This window comes from Methylomarinum sp. Ch1-1 (assembly GCF_030717995.2).
Classification (GTDB): Bacteria; Pseudomonadota; Gammaproteobacteria; order Methylococcales; family Methylomonadaceae; genus Methylomarinum; species Methylomarinum roseum.
On the sequence record NZ_CP157743.1, the window covers coordinates 355,980 to 374,483 of the forward strand.

14 protein-coding genes and 1 pseudogene are annotated in these 18,504 nt (G+C 53.1%); 6 read left to right on the forward strand and 9 right to left on the reverse strand.

Annotated elements, in window-relative coordinates; all coding sequences use genetic code 11:
* A complete protein-coding gene (locus Q9L42_RS02080; protein WP_305910084.1) occupies positions 1 to 186 on the reverse strand; it encodes a hypothetical protein in 186 nt (61 codons plus the stop codon).
* A gap of 450 nt (positions 187 to 636) precedes the next feature.
* Positions 637 to 1,245 carry a DNA-deoxyinosine glycosylase gene (locus Q9L42_RS02085; protein WP_305910083.1) on the reverse strand — a complete coding sequence of 203 codons (609 nt, stop codon included), beginning with the start codon at positions 1,243 to 1,245 and terminating at the stop codon, positions 637 to 639.
* Here Q9L42_RS02085 and rdgC point away from each other — a divergent pair.
* Both rdgC and Q9L42_RS02095 read left to right on the forward strand, forming a co-directional pair.
* Positions 1,244 to 2,152 carry a recombination-associated protein RdgC gene (gene rdgC, locus Q9L42_RS02090; RefSeq protein ID WP_305910082.1) on the forward strand — a complete coding sequence of 303 codons (909 nt, stop codon included), beginning with the start codon at positions 1,244 to 1,246 and terminating at the stop codon, positions 2,150 to 2,152. The genes Q9L42_RS02085 and rdgC overlap by 2 nt on opposite strands.
* 11 nt (positions 2,153 to 2,163) lie before the next feature.
* Entirely contained in the window at positions 2,164 to 3,144 is a 981-nt protein-coding gene (locus tag Q9L42_RS02095; protein WP_349431807.1) for a L,D-transpeptidase family protein, read from the forward strand.
* A 56-nt stretch (positions 3,145 to 3,200) separates the two neighbouring features.
* Here the strand turns inward: Q9L42_RS02095 and Q9L42_RS02100 are convergent, their stop codons facing one another.
* Complete coding sequence (locus tag Q9L42_RS02100) at positions 3,201 to 3,479, reverse strand: Lpp/OprI family alanine-zipper lipoprotein (protein ID WP_305910080.1); 279 nt, start codon at positions 3,477 to 3,479, stop codon at positions 3,201 to 3,203.
* A gap of 85 nt (positions 3,480 to 3,564) precedes the next feature.
* On the reverse strand, positions 3,565 to 4,113 hold the full coding sequence (locus Q9L42_RS02105) for a L,D-transpeptidase family protein (protein WP_305910079.1): 549 nt from the start codon (positions 4,111 to 4,113) through the stop codon (positions 3,565 to 3,567).
* Between the two features lie 122 nt (positions 4,114 to 4,235).
* Between Q9L42_RS02105 and Q9L42_RS02110 the strand changes: the two genes are divergently transcribed.
* On the forward strand, positions 4,236 to 5,870 hold the full coding sequence (locus Q9L42_RS02110; protein WP_349431808.1) for an alpha-D-glucose phosphate-specific phosphoglucomutase: 1,635 nt from the start codon (positions 4,236 to 4,238) through the stop codon (positions 5,868 to 5,870).
* A 92-nt stretch (positions 5,871 to 5,962) separates the two neighbouring features.
* Here the strand turns inward: Q9L42_RS02110 and clpB are convergent, their stop codons facing one another.
* Positions 5,963 to 8,536 (reverse strand): ATP-dependent chaperone ClpB, encoded by a 2,574-nt coding sequence (gene clpB / locus Q9L42_RS02115; protein WP_305910078.1) that lies wholly within the window; start codon positions 8,534 to 8,536, stop codon positions 5,963 to 5,965.
* Positions 8,537 to 8,673: 137 nt separating this feature from the next.
* Between clpB and Q9L42_RS02120 the strand changes: the two genes are divergently transcribed.
* Positions 8,674 to 9,603, forward strand: coding sequence for a lipase family protein (locus Q9L42_RS02120; RefSeq protein ID WP_305910077.1), 930 nt, complete (start codon positions 8,674 to 8,676; stop codon positions 9,601 to 9,603).
* A gap of 240 nt (positions 9,604 to 9,843) precedes the next feature.
* Here the strand turns inward: Q9L42_RS02120 and Q9L42_RS02125 are convergent, their stop codons facing one another.
* From Q9L42_RS02125 to Q9L42_RS02140, 4 genes are all read right to left on the reverse strand, one after another.
* Entirely contained in the window at positions 9,844 to 10,515 is a 672-nt protein-coding gene (locus Q9L42_RS02125; RefSeq protein WP_349432728.1) for a group II intron maturase-specific domain-containing protein, read from the reverse strand.
* 382 nt (positions 10,516 to 10,897) lie between these two features.
* The gene (locus tag Q9L42_RS02130) at positions 10,898 to 11,521 is read right to left on the reverse strand and encodes a DUF4304 domain-containing protein (RefSeq protein ID WP_305910075.1); all 624 of its coding nucleotides are present in this window, start codon (positions 11,519 to 11,521) and stop codon (positions 10,898 to 10,900) included.
* An 11-nt stretch (positions 11,522 to 11,532) separates the two neighbouring features.
* Positions 11,533 to 14,928 (reverse strand): RHS repeat-associated core domain-containing protein, encoded by a 3,396-nt coding sequence (locus Q9L42_RS02135; protein ID WP_432648867.1) that lies wholly within the window; start codon positions 14,926 to 14,928, stop codon positions 11,533 to 11,535.
* A gap of 244 nt (positions 14,929 to 15,172) precedes the next feature.
* Positions 15,173 to 15,352, reverse strand: a complete 180-nt coding sequence (locus Q9L42_RS02140; protein WP_432648868.1) for a hypothetical protein — start codon at positions 15,350 to 15,352, stop codon at positions 15,173 to 15,175.
* Here Q9L42_RS02140 and Q9L42_RS02145 point away from each other — a divergent pair.
* Positions 15,332 to 15,566, forward strand: a pseudogene (locus Q9L42_RS02145) (hypothetical protein); the annotation flags it as partial. The gene Q9L42_RS02140 and the pseudogene Q9L42_RS02145 sit on opposite strands and share 21 nt — an antisense overlap.
* 292 nt (positions 15,567 to 15,858) lie before the next feature.
* On the forward strand, positions 15,859 to 18,489 hold the full coding sequence (locus Q9L42_RS02150; RefSeq protein WP_305910073.1) for an Ig-like domain-containing protein: 2,631 nt from the start codon (positions 15,859 to 15,861) through the stop codon (positions 18,487 to 18,489).
* The last annotated feature ends 15 nt before the right edge of the window (positions 18,490 to 18,504 follow it).

The following is an 18,504-nucleotide window of genomic DNA, read 5'->3' on the forward strand; positions in this document are numbered from 1 at the left end:
TCAAACCATCATGAGTAAAAAAATAACAAAGATCACGACCGCGGCAATTGGCAATAACAAACCGGACCAGTCGGTTGGCGCCTCTTTGCTCATCGCTAGCGACCCCTTGATGCCCGGCCACATCCAGAAAATCACTAACAACACTAAGACCCCGAGTAATAGATTTTCCCAGCCTGTCGTTTCCATATTTAACGCCTAATGTAGTAATAATGATCATTTTAACAGAGCGGCGGACGGAAGGCATACGCCATCCCTAATAGTTTCACTTCATTACTGTGGATAACTCTGTGTATTTGCTGTCAGAAACGGCTCTCTGCAAGCGTCGCCACGGCTTAGCGAACAAATCATCTATTTTCCACACAACCTAAAATAGCATTATATATCAATGATTTACAAAATACTCAACTATGTTCCATGGAAACTCGGGCATTTTTTAACGAGCACCGCCGAAAAACCAGCATCATGTGTATAAGCAGGATAGCCGGCTAAAACCTAACACAAAGTTATTTATAAGATCTGTATACAAATCTGCGCATTTAATACCCTCTATAGGCGCTGATTGCCTCAGTCTGAACGGTAACAGCAATCACTTAAATAGCTATCCGCCAGGCCTACGCGGCAACTGCGTTATAGTCGCTAAGACAATGTCAAATAATCGAGAATCACGCGCCAAGCCTCGCACTTCTGTTGCAAAGTCATCGAGGCATGGGCCGGGCTGGTGGAAGGCAAACGTCGATAGCTAATATGAGCGAACGGCGCTCCCAGATGAGGCAATACCCGTTTTTTATAGACTTGCTCCGCCAATCCGCCATTGAAAAACACCTGCTTGATCGCCGGATGGCGGCGATAGAAGTCGGTAAAGTTATTGGTTTGCATCGATGCCGTATCGATACCTGCATCCAGGCTGCCACTGCGTCGACAGCTACGCAGCACATCCCAGACCGCGACATGGCTGGCCAGCAATACCCGTTTCCGCTGTTGATAATCGGCCTCCAACGCCCCCGACAACAGCGCCATCATGATCGGCCAGAATGCGTTGCGTCGATGGCCGTAATACTGCTGTTTTTGTAATGATACGGCACTGGGCATCGAGCCTAAGATCAACACCTCGGCCCTGTCGTCGGCAATCGGTGCAAAACCTTCAATCGTCAAATCATCATTCATCATCGGCAACAAAATAAATTCAACCCTTTTTACAAATTTGCGATAATGCCAAGCTTTTTCTAGCAGAGTCAATTCATTCATGTGGTTTAAGAATCTAGCCGTTTACCGTTTTACCGAACCCTTCAGCTTGTCCACCGAAAAACTGGAACAAAAACTGGAGCAATATCGTTTCCGCCCCTGCGGCAGCCATGACGAAAGCAGTTTTGGCTGGACTGCGCCGCTGGGGAAAAGCGCTGAACAATTGGTGCACGCCAGCAACGGCTTTTTGATGTTGTGCGCAAAAAAAGAGGAAAAAGTCCTTCCCGCGGCCGTGATCAATGAAATGCTGCAGGAAAAGGTCAGCGAAATTGAAGAACAGGAAGCACGCAAACTCGCCAGAAAAGAACGCAGTCGCATCAAAGATGAATTGATATTCGAGTTATTGCCCCGCGCCTTCGCTTTTTCCCGCAAAACTTTCGCTTATATAGATCCTAAAGGGGGCTGGATAATCGTCGATGCCGCGTCGGCCAAAAAAGCCGAAGACTTGCTCAGCGCCTTGCGTAAATGTCTGGGCTCGCTGCCGGTCGTGCCGCTGAATACCGTGGACAAACCGGCCACGATCATGACTGACTGGTTGCTAAACCAAGATACCCCAGCCGATATCGGCATCGAGGATGAGTGTGAATTGAAAGCGCAGAGCGATGAAGGCGGCATCATTCGTTGCAAACGCCATGACCTGAGTTTGCCGGAAATTAAAAATCACTTGGACAACGACAAACAGGTCATTAAACTAGCGTTAAACTGGGATGATCGACTGGCATTCATCCTGGATGAGAACCTGGCAGTCAAACGCCTGAAATTTCTCGATTTGATTCAAGATCAAGTAGCCGATATCGACGCGGACAACGACATTGAACGCTTTGATGCCGACTTTTCCATCATGGCGATGGAACTGGCTAACTTCTTGCCGCGCCTCGTTGAATTATTTGGCGGCGAAAACCGGACCTAAGGAGCCATTGCGTGACCATCAGTCCCCGGCGACGTTATATTTTATCTAGCCTCATGCTTCTCGCCGCCGTGTCGTCGGCACCGGCCGTGACCCTAGAGATGCCGATCAATCCCGGCGATAGCCTAGTCGGGGACTACCCGCATCAAGTGACCTATGCCACGGCCAAGCATGAAGACACCCTGCTCGATATCGCCAGAGAATACGATATTGGCCAAAATGAAATCATTCTGGCCAACCCGAACGTCGACCGTTGGCTGCCCGGCGCCGGCACCCAGGTAAGAATCCCAACCAGTCATCTGCTGCCGGATACTCCGCATAAAGGCCTGGTATTGAACTTACCGGAATACCGTCTGTATTATTATCGCCCAGCGAGCAAAAATCAGCCCGCCACGGTCACAACCCACCCGATCAGCATCGGCCGGGTCGACTGGAATACGCCCTTGGGTAAGACCTATATCAGCGCAAAAACCGAGAATCCAGTCTGGATCCCGCCAAAATCGATCAAAGAGGAACATGCCGCCAAGGGTGAAATCCTGCCGGATGTTTTCCCGTCCGGCCCGGATAATCCGCTGGGACTGTTCGCCTTACGCCTGGCCATTCCCGGTTATCTGATTCACAGCACCAACAAGCCTTATGGCGTGGGCATGCGGGTCAGTCACGGCTGTGTTCGCATGTATCCCGAGGATATCGAGAAACTTTATCCGCAAATCAAGGTGCGAACGCCGGTGTACATCGTCAACCAACCCATCAAGGTTGGCTGGTCCGAGAAGACCCTCTACATCGAGGTTCATCCCGACCTGGAGGATGATGCCGACCAAGACTACCGGCAAAGACTGGAGACGGCGCTGGATTTAATCGAGCAGGCCAACAATGGCAAACTTCCGGTACTCAATGGCGCCAAATTAAGAAACGCTCTTGAGCAAAGCAATGGCATACCGACCGCAATCTTTGAACGTCCCGTCGTATTTGACGGGCTCGACCTCGAATCATAAAAAAAGCCCGCAGCGTTTCCGCTAACGGGCTTCTTTTTTTTGCATAAACTAAACGCTTATTTCATCATCGATTTTTTAAACATACGATCCAGTTTACTGTTCGTATCCTGGGCGTATTGAGCTGCGCGGTTAGCCGCCGCCTCAGCCGCCGCCGCTTTAGCCGCCGCCTCGGCCGCCGCCGCCTGCGCACTAGCCGCATCGGATGATGCGGAAGAAATTTGTGATTTCAAGGTATCGATTTGAGATTGCAGATTATCGATGTCCGAAGTGCTGGCGCAACCGGTCATCAATCCCGCTACCGCCACGACTGCTGCTAATTTTATCGCTTTCATCATTTTATCTTCCTTATTTTTATCAGTTGAAATTTATAACATAGCATACAGCCTTCATTCTGCCCTGTTTTTTGTCCGGTTTCCAGTATTATTTTACTTTGACCGGTATCCCTTTTTTGACCCATGGCGTTAAACGATCGATCTGCTCATTAGTCAAGGCGATACAGCCATGCGTCCAGTTCATTAGTTTATGTATCGCCTTATCGGCTTTACCGAGGCCATGAATCCCGATCTGTCCGCCCAACACGGTATTCTGTGGCGGCACCTCTCCGGCCTCATGGGCCGCGATGATGCGGCGATAAGTCTCTCGATTGATCAATCCCCAATTCAATCCCTCCACAGCATTGAATTGGGTCGGATAATCGAAACCGAAAAACCGATAATACGCGCTGTTATTATTGATCCAGGCGATGCGATACTGACCCCGAGGCGTCACGTCATCTCCCCTATGGGTCTTGAAGCCGGCGCCATTGCGGCCGATAGCGATATTATCAAAGACCATCACGGTTTTTTCCCCTCGTCTAACCTGCAACTGCAGCTTTTTAGTGTCGATTAAAAGCCACACATCCTCCGCGATAGCTAGCGGCGGCCACAAAAAACATAAAACAATGCCGGCCAACAATCCTTTTCTGATCATAAAACTCTACAAATTATTAAAATTTTGGTGTACTTTACTGCTAACCCGGACAATTCATTAAGAATCAAACGACCTTCATCCAATATCCGGGCTAAAGTTAATTGTCGCATTTAGGATCGAGCATGCAAATAGAAACCATCGATACAAGCCCTTATGATGACCAAAAACCGGGAACGTCAGGCCTCAGAAAAAAAGTAACGACCTTCCAACAAAGAAATTATCTGGAGAATTTCGTTCAATCCATATTCAACTCGCTGAACGGCATCGAAGGCACAACGCTGGTGCTAGGCGGGGATGGTCGCTATTTCAACCGTCAAGCGATACAAACCATCATCAAGATCGCTGCGGCCAATGGTTTCGGCGAGCTGATTATCGGCCAGGGCGGTCTGTTATCGACACCTGCCGTCTCGCATATCATCCGCAAATATCAAGCTTTTGGCGGTATCGTGTTATCCGCCAGTCATAACCCGGGCGGCCCTACTGAAGATTTCGGCATCAAATACAATGTCAGCAACGGCGGGCCGGCGCCGGAGAAATTCACCGACGCCTTGTTTGAAAACAGTAAGACCATAGGCGAATACCGGCTTGCGCGCATCGACGATATCGACCTGGATCACATCGGCCGTCAGCAAATTGATGGGCTTAGCATCGACATTATCGACCCGGTCGCCGATTACGCCGAGTTGATGGCGCAGATTTTCGATTTCGATTTGCTCAAACAAAGCATAGGCTCCGGTTATTTGAACCTATGCTTCGACGCCATGCACGCCATCACCGGCCCCTATGCGAAACGCATTCTGGAGGAGATATTGGGCGCGCCGGCCGGTTCGGTGATCAACGCCACGCCGTTGGAAGACTTCGGCGGCGGTCATCCCGACCCCAACATGGCCCATGCCAAGGAACTGACTCAACTGATGTTTTCGCCACAGGCGCCGACCTTCGGGGCGGCTTCCGACGGCGACGGCGACCGAAACATGATCATGGGGGCCAATATCTTTGTCACGCCCAGCGACAGCCTGGCGATCATGGCGGCCAATGCCGGCCTGATACCGGCTTACCGCAAAGGCATCAGCGGCGTAGCCCGTTCAATGCCGACCAGTCAAGCGGTAGACCGGGTCGCCAAGGCCGAAGGACTGCCTTGCTTCGAAACGCCGACCGGCTGGAAATACTTCGGCAACCTGCTCGATGACGGTCAGATCACGTTGTGCGGCGAAGAAAGTTTCGGCACCGGTTCCGATCATGTCCGCGAAAAAGACGGCCTGTGGGCGGTATTGTTTTGGTTAAACCTGATCGCCCGCCGCCGTCAATCGGTCGCCGACATCGTCCATGAACACTGGCAGCATTACGGCCGCGACATTTATTGCCGGCATGACTACGAAGCGGTCGATGCAGCAGTCGCCAACGGCATCATGGAGCATCTGCGCGGTCAATTGAACGGCTTGGCCAACCAAACGTTTGGCGACTATACCGTCAAATTCGCCGACGAATTCAGTTATACCGACCCCGTTGACCATAGCGTCAGCCATAACCAGGGCATACGCGTCGGCTTTACCGATGGCTCCCGCATCGTCTTCCGCCTGTCCGGCACCGGCACGGTTGGCGCCACCTTGCGCATCTACCTGGAAAAATACGAACCCGATGCCGACAAACATGCCCAGGATGCCCAGCAAGCGCTGTCCGCATTGATCGAGATTGCCGAGCAGCTTTGCGAGGTAAAAAAACGCAGTGGCAAATCGGGCCCGGACGTCATGACTTGAGCCTTATTACCACAAAAAAGGCGGTTAGCATGCGCTAACCGCCTAGACTCTCGCTACTGATCCGCCTGATAACGGCTGACCTAGTCGTTCACTTATTTGTGAAACGTCAGCTGCCCCTCGACGGCGTCCACCTTGATGTCGTCGCCGGCGGCAAAACGTCCCGACAAAATCTCGTGGGCGAGCGGATTCTCCAGCTGATGCTGAATGGCTCTTTTCAACGGCCGTGCGCCATAGACCGGGTCGAAACCGGCCTCGCCCAGCAGATCGAGCGCCTGCTCGGAAACTGACAGCTCGATATCGCGCTCTTGCAAGCGGCTGCGCAACAGATCGATCTGAACCTTGGCGATCGCCCTAATCTGCTCATGCCCCAACGGATGGAAGACCACGGCGTCATCCACTCTATTGATGAACTCAGGGCGAAAATGAGTCGCGACGATTTCCATCACCGCCTCCTTCATCGCCGCATAATGTTCCTCGCCTGCCAGTTCCTGAATGCGCGCCGAGCCAAGATTCGAGGTCATCACGATGACCACGTTCCTGAAATCGACCGTTCGGCCATGTCCGTCAGTCAAGCGGCCGTCATCCAGCACTTGTAACAGTACATTGAACACATCGGGATGGGCTTTTTCGATCTCGTCCAACAATATCACCGAATAAGGCTTACGCCTGACCGCTTCGGTCAGATAACCGCCTTCTTCGTAGCCGACATAGCCGGGAGGCGCGCCGATCAGACGGGCGACCGAATGTTTTTCCATGAATTCGGACATATCGATCCGCACCATCGCTTCTTCGGTGTCGAACAGAAACTCGGCCAAAGCCTTGCATAGCTCGGTCTTACCGACCCCGGTCGGACCCAAAAACATGAACGAGCCATTAGGCCGGTTCGGATCGGCCAAGCCGGCGCGGGAACGACGGATCGCATTGCTGACCGCCTTCAGCGCTTCCTGTTGACCGACCACCCGTTTCGCCAGTTCTTCCTCCATTCGCAATAACTTGTCCTTTTCCCCTTCCATCATCTTGGCCACCGGGATGCCGGTCCATTTCGAGACGACTTCGGCGATTTCCTCGTCGGTGACCTTGTTGCGCAGCAAACGCATGTCTTGCATTTCCGCCTGCGAGGCCAAATCCAGTTCCTTCTCCAGCTTCGGAATCGTCGAATATTTCAACTCCGACATCCGGGTCAGATCGCCGGCGCGGCTGGCCTGCTCCAGATCCAGACGCGCCTGCTCCAACTTCTCCTTGATCGACGCCGAGCCCTGCACCGCGGCCTTCTCCGACTTCCATATTTCTTCCAGATCGGAGAACTCCTTTTCCAAATGAGCGATTTCCTCTTCAAGCAACTCCAATCGCTTCAAAGAAGCCTGATCGGTTTCGTTCTTTAACGCTTCCCGTTCAATTTTCAACTGAATCAGTTTGCGCTCCAATTTATCCATTGCTTCCGGCTTGGAGTCAATTTCCATGCGGATACGGCTGGCCGCTTCATCGATCAAGTCGATGGCTTTGTCAGGCAATTGCCGGTCGGTGATATAACGATGCGACAACGAAGCGGCTGCGACGATGGCCGGGTCGGTGATATCGACGCCGTGATGAACCTCGTAGCGCTCTTTCAGTCCACGTAAGATCGCGACGGTGTCTTCGACATTGGGTTCATCGACCAACACTTTCTGAAAGCGACGTTCCAACGCCGCATCTTTTTCGATGTATTGGCGATATTCGTTCAGCGTCGTAGCCCCGACGCAATGCAACTCGCCCCGCGCCAGCGCCGGTTTCAGCATATTGCCGGCGTCTATCGCCCCTTCCGCTTTGCCGGCGCCGACCATCGTATGCAACTCATCGATGAATAAGATGATATGACCTTCCTGCTTGGAAATATCGTTTAACACCGCCTTCAGACGCTCTTCGAATTCCCCTCTGTACTTAGCCCCGGCGATCAAACCGGCCATATCCAGCGCCAACAATTGTTTGCCTTTAATGCCTTCCGGCACCTCGCCGTTGACGATACGTTGCGCCAGTCCCTCGACGATCGCGGTCTTACCGACGCCGGGCTCGCCGATCAACACCGGATTGTTTTTGGTGCGGCGTTGCAAGACCTGAACGGTGCGGCGAATTTCGTCATCGCGACCGATCACCGGGTCGAGCTTGCCCTGTTCGGCGCGTTCGGTTAGGTTGATCGTGTATTTTTTCAAGGCCTGCCGTTGATCTTCGGCATTCGGGTCATCGACCGCCTGTCCCCCTCTAATATTGTTGATGGCTTGTTCCAACTGTTCTTGGGTGATGCCTTGGCGCTTGAACAAGGTCTGCAAAAATCCGCTGGTTTCACAGGCGGCCAGCAAAAACAATTCGCTGGAAATATAGGCGTCTTTGCGTTTTTGCGCCATCTTGTCGGTCAGGTTCAACATCCGGGACAGTTCATTGGACAGCTGCACATCTCCCCCAGTCCCGGATACCGTGGGCAAGCGTTCCAGTTCTTGCCGGATTTCGGTTCGCAGGGCATTAACATTGGCGCCCGCCTGAGTCAGCAACGGCCCGATACTGCCGCCCTCCTGATCCAGCAAGGCGCTCATCACATGCACCGGCTCGATGAACTGATGATCTTTGCCCAGCGCCTGACTCTGGGCATCGGCCAATGCCTGCTGGAATTTGCTGGTTAATTTATCCATGCGCATAAAGCGTACCTCTCAATAATTTTTAAACTTAATCCTAACATGGGGAAAAGCCGAATAATTTTCAAGTTAGACGATCATATTGATAATATAAACTAAACTGTCATAACTGCGAGCGGATTCACTGACGAGGAACGAGCATGCAACAGAATTTCACCCGTGACGCGCTGTATTTTCCTGAAAAACTTCCCGTGTTTAATGAACACGATGACTCCTGGGAGTTTGACGGCGAAGCGACGACACTGTCATTTGCCAATGCCTGGTGGCTCTGCAATCTCTCCCATCTGGCCTATTACGATGAACACGACAGCCTGGCGATCCTGCACAACATGGAGCTGACGCTGGAGGCGTTTATCGATGACCGCAAGGAAGCCGACGGTCGAGAAAAATTGATCCAGGACACACAAGCTTATATTATCTCGACCGACAACGCCGTGATTTTGACGTTCAGAGGCACCGAACCGGACCGTTACCAAGACATGTTAGCCGAAGCCTATCTGCAGCCGGTTAAATTTCCCGGCAAAGGCAAGGTTCATGGCGGCTTCTTCGGCGCTTTAAGCGGTCACAGCTGGGAGCGCATCGTATCGATACTGTCCCTTCCCACCCTAAAAAGCAAACCGTTATGGATCACCGGCCATAGCCTCGGCGCAGCGCTAGCCACGATTGCGGCCGCTCACCTGAATCCTCACGGCCTCTATACCTTCGCTTCACCGCGAGTTGGCGACAGCGCTTTCTGCGCCAGCTTAAAGACTGCCAATAGCCAGCGTTTTGTCAATTGCAGCGATCTGGTCGCCCGTCTGCCGCTCAAAGACATCACGGACTATCGGCACATCGGGACCTTGCAATATTTCAACGCCGCCGGTGATTGGTGCGAAGCCCCCGGCGCGGCATTCATGCGGCGCGACAGCCTGAAAGCACAGTTACTTTATCCCTTCAACCAATTGCCTATTCCCTTTTTCACCGACAAAGTGGCGTTCCGCTCCTTAGCCGATCACAGCATCCTGAACTACCGCTACGCTATCTGGAAGAAACTGCAGAAAAACCGCAGACTTCCATTAGAAAAGCATTAGAAAAGGGGACAGATTTATTTATCAGTCAGCGGATGGTGGAGATGGAAAATAAATCCGTCCCCTTTTCCGCTCTGCTCGACCGATTGGACAAGCGGCTAATCCTGCTTCAGCCGCAGCGAGTAGCCCGGATGTAGCTTTCAGAATCCGGGGTGTTCGTGGCTTCGATGATCCATCGGGTCAGAGGGAGCCGCAGCTCCCGTCTGCCCACAGAACCGTGCGTACGGGTCCGTACACGGCTCCTCACGTAAGACGAATCCATTGAGATACCTCAAACCAATGCGCTAACTGTCGGTCGGATCGTATTTCCTGTCCCATCAGGTTGATAAACCAACTGTTCGGATAGGCTCTCGTCACCGCTCGGGTTGCGGAAAGCGCCCACCGTTTCTTGTTGGAAAAGACCGTCTGGGCGGCTTGCTTTCGCGGTACGCCCCGTTTGACCAGGTTTCGATACAGATGCTGTTTCCGCTTCTGCTGACTCACCAGCCTCGCTCGTAATCGTCGCCGGATATGGGCTTCGATTTTCCTCAGCTGGGACGGGTATTGGGTCAAGCTGTAGTAGTTGGCCCAGCCCACGTACCACTGATTAAGGTCGGCCAGGGTGTGATTCAGCGTCTGATGGGTGCCTCGCGGCGTTAAGGCTTTGACTTTACTCATGGCCGTTTGCAGGGCTTTGTGCGCAATCGCCACCGTCCCGTCGACCACGGTAAAGCCTAAGAACTTTACCGCATCGGATTTAGCCACTTGGCTTTTCTCCCGGTTCACCTTCAGTTTCAGCTTGTTTTCGATGAATTGGCTGACTTTCTCCATCACTCGCTCCGCCGCCTTTTGCGACCCAACGAAAATGTTGCAGTCATCGGCAAACCGACATATTTGGGGGTCAGAGTAACATATTTGGGGGTCAGAGTAAAATATTCAAAGATAAATGCTACTCTGACCCTAAATATTTGTTAATTCAGACAAAAACATCTATTTTATCGAATGTTTCCAATTTGTGGGTAATCGTGTGATCTAGACCTGACCCTGAGGCATCCTAAAATTTACTCTGACCCCAAATATTTTCGTCGCTATTCGCTCGGTGGCGCATAAACTGGCCAGGGCCGCTTACTATATGCTAGAGACCAAACACGATTCGATGCGACCCGACGGCAAGAAGCGAGGGCCAGCTCCTAAGCTGCTAAAGCAGGTTGAACAGATTAGCCAATTACCCAAGTCTAAACAGAAGTTTGTGATGGATATGCTGGATACGGTGATCCAGCAAGCCGCACATTAAAAAGCCCGCGGGTGCGGGCTTATACTAGGACAAGCTGTTCGCAAAGCTTACAAAATCGGAAAGGCCAAAATCTTTCATTTCTTGAAGAAACTTTTTTCTAGTTGATATTTGACCCTGAATATCCGACTGCCCCAAGAGTTTCGCAATTGCGATTGCTTTCTTCGCTCTAGTTGCATGAAAAGGGCAATGCTTCCATACACTCTTTTCATCGCTAGACAGCAACTCATAAGCAGAATTCACAGATGAATATTTCAATAAATACGGATTTCCAAACTTCTCAAAATCTTCCAATATTGAATCAGCAACTAAAGATATTTGCTCTTCCGAGGAAATACTCCATCGCTTCTGCTCGCCGACAGATAAATTACCAAGTTCAATACCTAGAGTGCAGGTCCTTTCTTTTTCCTTTTTGGTCAACAGGTTGTTTTTAGAATTCACCAAATCCTCAACCTCATCAAACCGAATGGCGACATCTACTGTTACATCAAAGTCATCAGCATGATTAATAAACGAGAGATGAACACAGGCCCAGCCGCCTTCAATTGACCGGTAGAAGGACTGCTGCTTGGCCTTTTTTCCAAAGCCAAAAGCAGTCAACTTTTCACCAACACTCGACAATAGATTTTTTTGTAGTTCTTTAATACTCATAATGTGATCAGCTATTTAATAACGCCTTTCAACAGTCTCAATAACCATATTTTGGCCACGAAGAGCTGCCGGGGCATTCTTACCAACAAGAGTTCCCCCCCCTGGGTTGCAAGCGCATTATCTTTAGCGAGCTGAGAAGCGTTACGGACAGCGCCGCCTGCTTTCACTTCAACAGCTCGGATCGTACCGTTGGCATCTTGAACTAAGTGATCTATTACACGTCGACCTTCAGCAGTCCTAACCGAGACTTGGCTACCTAAAATGGTATTCCCCTCAGCAACTAGGTCTTTAGCTGCTTGGGCCTCCGCAGCTTTTCCTGCTGCTTTATTTGCTGCTAACTGGCCCGCTCTGTTTGTAACATCAACCGCATCATCAATCCGTCTAAGCGTCCCTAAAGCCGGTATGCCTGGAAACAAACCAATAGCATCAAGCCCTAAGTTTATCGCATTATCGGTACTCGAACATTGATAATATTCATACAGACTTTGGGCAAAGAAACCAAAATCCAGAATATCCCAAATTATCAAGCCTTTAGGATCACTATAGATTAACGGATTTCCGCCAACATACCCATAACTATTCAACCCGCCGTTCAATCCTATCGGATCGGAAGTGATATACCGCCCTGTCTTCGGATCATAATACCGATGCCAGTTATAGTAAAGCCCGCTCTCCGCATCATAATACTGCCCCGGAAAGCGCAGATTGACCGTGGCGCCGAAGCTTTGCGGCTGGCTGTCGCCGAAGGCTTGGCTTTCCCAGCGCCAGGTGATGGACCGGCTGGCGTCGGTGGCTAGGCGCGGCGTGTGCAGATGGTCGCTGTGCAGATAGTGTAGCGTTTCTCCGCTCGCCGTGTGATCGATCTGGGCGACCGGTTCGCGGCCCAGCCACACATAGTCTTTCCGCGCACTGCCGTCGGCATTGGTTTCGCTGATCAGGTTGCCTAACAGATCGTAATGATAATGAATGACCGTGGCGCCGATGAGCTTGTGGCTGCGCTGGCCGTTGCCGTGATAACGGTATTCGGCGACGGTAACGCCGTTTTGCAGGATAGCCGTAAGCCGTCCGGCGTTGTTGTAGACGAAGGTTCGGCCCTGGGCATCCCGGATCAGGTGGCCGGCGGCGTCGTATGTCAGCAGCTGATTGTCGATTGCCTCCAGTTGATTGCCGCCGAGCGTGATGTCGTAAACAGAGCTTTGATTACCTTCGTTTCGCAACAAGCGATTGCCGTTTTCATCATATTGATAGCCAATTTCCGCGCCGTTGTTGACTTCGTTCTGCAGACGGTCCAGTTCGTCGTATTGATAAGCGTGACTGTCGCCGGTTGTGTTGAGGGTCAGCAGATTGCTGTTGGCGTCATAGCTGAGCACGCTGTTCTGACCGCTGCCCAGGGTTTGCGAAACCAGCCGGCCTTGCAGATCGTATCGCCGGGTCTCGCCGAGTCCGTTGCCGAAGTCGCGCCCGGTGATGCGGTGACTGGCGTCGTAACCGATATGGTCCAGGATGATTTGGCTGACGCCGGCTACGGTGGTGGTGATGCGTTCCACTCTGCCCAGGCTGTCGCGGTCATAATGTAGGGTGCGGCCGGACGGCAAGGTCTGGGCGATCAGACGATGCCCGGCGTCATACTGAAAGAACTGGCTATAATCGGTGCCGTCTCTATGCTCTGTGATCGCTGTCAGGTTGCCGTAGGCGTCGTAGGCCAGTTGGCTATCGCCGGCTTCGTCGCTGATTCGACACAAACGCCCGATGCCGAACGAACAGGTGTCATAGGTTAAGATGACGTCTTCGCGGGCGTCCGGATACTGGATCGCGATCAAACGGTTCAGCTCGTCGTACTCGTAGCGGACGCTAATGCCGCGGGCATCGGTCGCTTCGATCAGGTTGTCGTTGAGATCGTAGCGATAATCGATAACCCCGCGATCCGGACTGATTTCCTGGCGAATACGGCCGAGCGGGTCGACTTGATAATCGGTTTGCGCCCCGTTCGGCGCAATCACCTGGTTCAAGTGGCCGTTGTCGTCATAGGCGTAATCGGTGACGCCCAAGCGCGCATCGATGCGTTTTATCAGGCGATTGCCGGGATCGTAATCAAAATCGGTCGGCTGGCCGTTGGCATTGATTAACAGCGCCAAGTTGTCGGCCTGATCGTATTCGCTTTGTTGAACGCTGTCTTGGCCGCTGATATGCGGCTGCACGGTGTTGCGTAGGCGGCTGAGGGCGTCGAAACGCTGCGCCACGGTCGCCGCCAACGAACCATCGCCGTTGACGCTGTTGATCCGGGTTGGATTGCCGGCGGCGTCATAGCGATAGTCGATGCGTTGATTCAACGGGTCGCTGACGCTGATCAGGCGGCCGCGCGGATCGTAGTCCAGCGTCAGGGTGATATGATCCGGTGTGGTCAGGGTTTTCACCTGACCATCGGCATGATAGGTCAACGTGGTCACGCGATTTAGACCGCCGCTGCTGGGCGGTGTTTCGGTGATCGTATCGGGCAGCCCCTGAGCGTTATAGTGATAGCTTGTCACCAGACCGTTCGGATCGACGATTTCGACGACTTGGCCGGCATGGTTATAGTCGAAATGGGTTTCGTGCCCCAAGGCGTTGATCAGCGTTTCCAGATTGCCGTTAGCCGGATTGCGCACATATCGGGTCGCCTTGCGTTGACTGGCGTCCAGCGCCATCTGATTGGGGTCGGTGACCGAGGTCAGCAGGTTAAAGACCGGATCGTAGCTGTAGCGGGTGGTCGCATTGTTGTACGATTCGGTGACCGATACGAGATTGCCGGCCTCGTCGAACACCCGGTCGATATAACTGAGTTGGTCCGGGCGGTGGGTCCTGATGGGGTTGCCGTCGCCGTCACGGTCGATCACCGTCGTCAGATGATTGGCGTCGGTGCGTCGGATCAAGCGACCGAATGAATCGGTGTTGCTGTATTTGCTATGGCCTTCACCGTCGGTGAAAACGCTGATCGCGGCCTCGGGACGAACCACCGGCGCCGGGTTGTCGGCGCTGCCGAAGGCGCTGTCGGCATCGACCAAGCCGATGGTTTGTTCATGATCGGCTTGATGGACACTGCCGTCCGCGCGGGTGACTTGTTTGAGCCGGCCATTGCCGCGGTACTCGCGAACGCCGGTAAAGCCGCGTTCGTTGGCTTCGGTGGTCATCAAATGCCGGTGATCGTAGCCGAAACGCTTGAAAGCGCCGTCCGGGAAAGTGACCTGGATCAGGTTGTTGTCGTTGTCGAAGCGGAAGCGGGTCACCCGACCTGCCGGGTCGGTAACTTTGTCGAGTCGGCCGTCGGTATAGGTGAAGACGGTTTGCAAATCCGCCGGGTCGGTGATCGTGGACAACTGCCGGTCGCTGTTGTAAGCGTAGCGGGTGCGGTTGCCGTGACGGTCGACCACGTCGGTTTGCAGCCCTTCGGCGTTGAAGTGGATTTGTGTGCCGTTCTTTAAGGTGCGAGTGAAGCTGCCGTCGTCGTTGGCAACCAGCGTTGAATAATCGCCTGCCGACGCTGCATAATCCGATGTGGTAATGAAATGGGCGTAACGGACGCGTGCTTGAGAAGAATTGTAAAAACCGAATTTTCCGGGTACGAAACTGCCCGCTACATCGAAATAGGAATACTGGAGAATTAACGCTTTTTAGCTAAACACCCCCAGTTAACATCATGATCACGCCGATGCCGTACAGAACGATGATCGCCGCGCTTTCGGTGCCGATTTTGGCGATCCCCTGCTCCTCGCGCCGTATCAAGCCCAGGAACACAAGCAAGCTAGAAACTGAGGACATGACTTTGTACGCTGAAACAACGAAATCCATCGGCATAGCAGGGATTCGCTTTGTGACACCGGTAGAACGCCACAATGGCTTGGACCATCAAATTCTGGCGGTGCGGAAAGAAGTCTACGAGGCGGCCAAACAGAAACGCACTGAACGATGGAGTGGCGAAACCAAGAACAGGAATCCCATCGACGAAGCATGGCTTAATCCAGATAAAAAACAGGAGAAAACCGACGAAATTAGAGATGAGGCTGCATAGAAAACGTGACATCCATCTTGACAAACCTCTCCTTTTTTCACCGACAAAGTGGCTTTACGGGCCTTTGCCGACCACAGTATTGTCAACTACCGCTACGCTATCTGGAAGAAACTGCAGAAAAACCGCAGACTTCGGCAATTCTCTCGCCCGCATTAATGAATACGAACATAGCCAACGTTTTAACCGCGGCTTAATCCGGATTTGCCAAAATGCGATAGCTTCTGCAGAAGCTCATGGAAAAAGCCATTAGAGTTTCTAATGCTTTGTTTTACAACCCTGAGGACACGAAAAAATGATTCCTTTCAACAGCCCCCTAATCGTAGCGGCGGTGGCGCTGGCGCTGACACCAGTCGGCGTATTGGCGAAACCCGACCCGATCAGACATTTCGGCAAAAAATCCCCTTTCACGATAGATGATCTGCCGGCCAGCAAGGCCAAAACCAAACTCAAGGCCCTGCGCGGCAACAGAAGGCAGAAAGCGATGAACTGGCTGCACTCCTTCGCCTTCACCGATCGTGATTTGAAACACCTGCATATCGATGATGATGGCGGTGTGCTTTATGGCGATGTCTTCGATCTAAGCGACTTGACCGAAACGAGCAGCGACGGTGTCGAGCAACCGCTAGCGGTCAGCGCCGCCGACACCTTCAAACTGCACAGCAAACCCGGCGCCAGCAATATCATCTACATCGATGTAAACGGCCATACCCTCAGCGGCACGGCATGGAACAGCGGTTCGGCCAGCATCCAGGCCCAGCCATACGATAGCGATGGCGACACGACGGGCTTCAGCGCCTTGGAACTGGCGGAGATCGCCGAAATTTGGCACCGGGTCGCGGAAGACTATGTCCCATTCGATGTCGATGTCACGACCGAGGAACCCGGCAGTTTCGGGCCGACTACCGGCCGCCTCCTGATTACCCATAACGAAGATGCAGCCGGAAACCCCATGCCTTATGCCAGTGCCGGCGGCGTCGCCTATGTCAATGTCTGGGGACGCAGCAATTACGCCAGTTATTATTCGCCGGCCTTGGTCTACTACAACAATCTGGCCACCTTCCCGCCTTATATCGCCGAAGCCGCCTCCCATGAAATGGGACATAATCTCAGCCTGTCGCACGATGGCACCTCGACGCAATCCTATTATGGCGGCCACGGCACCGGCTTTGTCTCCTGGGGGCCCATCATGGGAGTCGGTTATTACGGCAATGTGACCCAATGGAGCAAGGGCGAATACAACGACGCTTCGCAGACCGAGGATGACATCGCCCTGATCGGTCAACGTCTAACCGTCCGGACCGACGATCATGGCGACGATCTATTCAACCCGACGGCCTTATTGATCGATGAACAAGGCAATATTTCGGTCACCTCGCCGGAGGCCGACCCGCATAACCTTGCGCCTTACAACAAAGGCATTATAGAGACCCGCAGCGATGTCGATTTCTTTGCCTTCGACGCCGGCTCGGGCGCGTTGGAAATCACCGTCACACCGGCCTGGGATTCCTTTTATCGCAGTTCCCGCCGCGGCGCCAATCTGGACATCCAGGCTACACTTTATGATTGGGACGGCCAAGTGATCGCCAGCAGTGACCCGCTCGATGAAACCGATGCCCGGATTAACGCTAGCGTCGAAAATGGACAATACTTGCTAGCTGTTAGCGGCGTCGGCAACGATGTCACGCCTTATTCCGATTATGGCAGCGTGGGACAATATTTCATTTCCGGCGCCGTTACACCATTCAGCACAAACAACGACACGACCCCGCCGAATCCCGATCCTATGAGCTGGAGCGTCGCGCCTTACAGCGTGTCGCGCACCAGCATCGCCATGCAGGCGAGCCCCGCCAGCGATGATTCCGGTGCGGTGGAATATCTGTTCAGCTGTGTCAGCGGCGGGTGCGGCGACAGCGGTTGGCAAACATCCAATCAATATACGGCCATGGACTTGCAAGCTGGCACAGCTTACGGTTTTCAGGTAACCGCCCGTGACGCCTATGGCAACGAAACTCAACCATCGATCGTCGCCAGTGCGGCAACGGCAAGCAATGCAAATCCGCAAAGCAATGACGCCAACATCACTACCGCGGAAGACCAAAGTCTCAGCATTGAGCTGTCAGCCTTGGCCTCCGACGACGATGGCGACCCGCTCAGTTTCACGATTCAATCGCCGCCGGCTAATGGCTCTGTCGTCAACCATAACAATGGTAGCGTCATGTATACGCCAAACGCCGATTTCTACGGCGCCGACAGCTTCGTTTATAGCGTGCATGACGGTTTCGGCGGCAGCAGCGCTGCCAGTGTGACGATCGAGGTGAGTCCGGTCAACGATGCGCCGGTTGCCGCCGTATCGGCGCCCGCCGATAATGCGACATTGACCGTCGCCTTTTCCAGCGCCGGTTCTTTTGATCCCGATACTAACGATGCATTGAGCTATCAGTGGAACTTCGGCGACGGCAGCGGTTCATCGGCCGCCAATCCCAGCCACAGCTATAGCGCAGCCGGCACTTACAATGTCACGTTAACGGTCACCGACCCAGGAGGGCTTTCCGACAGCGCCAGCGTCACCACGACAGTCAACAATCCTGACAATATGTTGCCGGGCACTCCCGGCGCGCTGTCTTACAGCGTCGATAAAGTCGTTAGCGGCTGGGGCTGGAGGAAAACCATCAGTGGCACGGTCTTGTTGGGCTGGGGCAGAGCGGAACTCGCCAGCGAATACGAAGTCTGGCGTTGTGAAGAAATCACCTCGGGCAGAGGTAAAAACAAAACCACCCGCTGCGACTATTCCAGCTGGTTGGCGGTCACCGGCGAAACTCGCTATACGACTCCGTTAATCGATGGCGCCGTACATTATAAAGTCAGAGCCCGCAACGCTAACGGCGTTTCCGACTTCACTAATGAGGTCGTCGTTTCGCCTTAATCCACGACAAAAGCC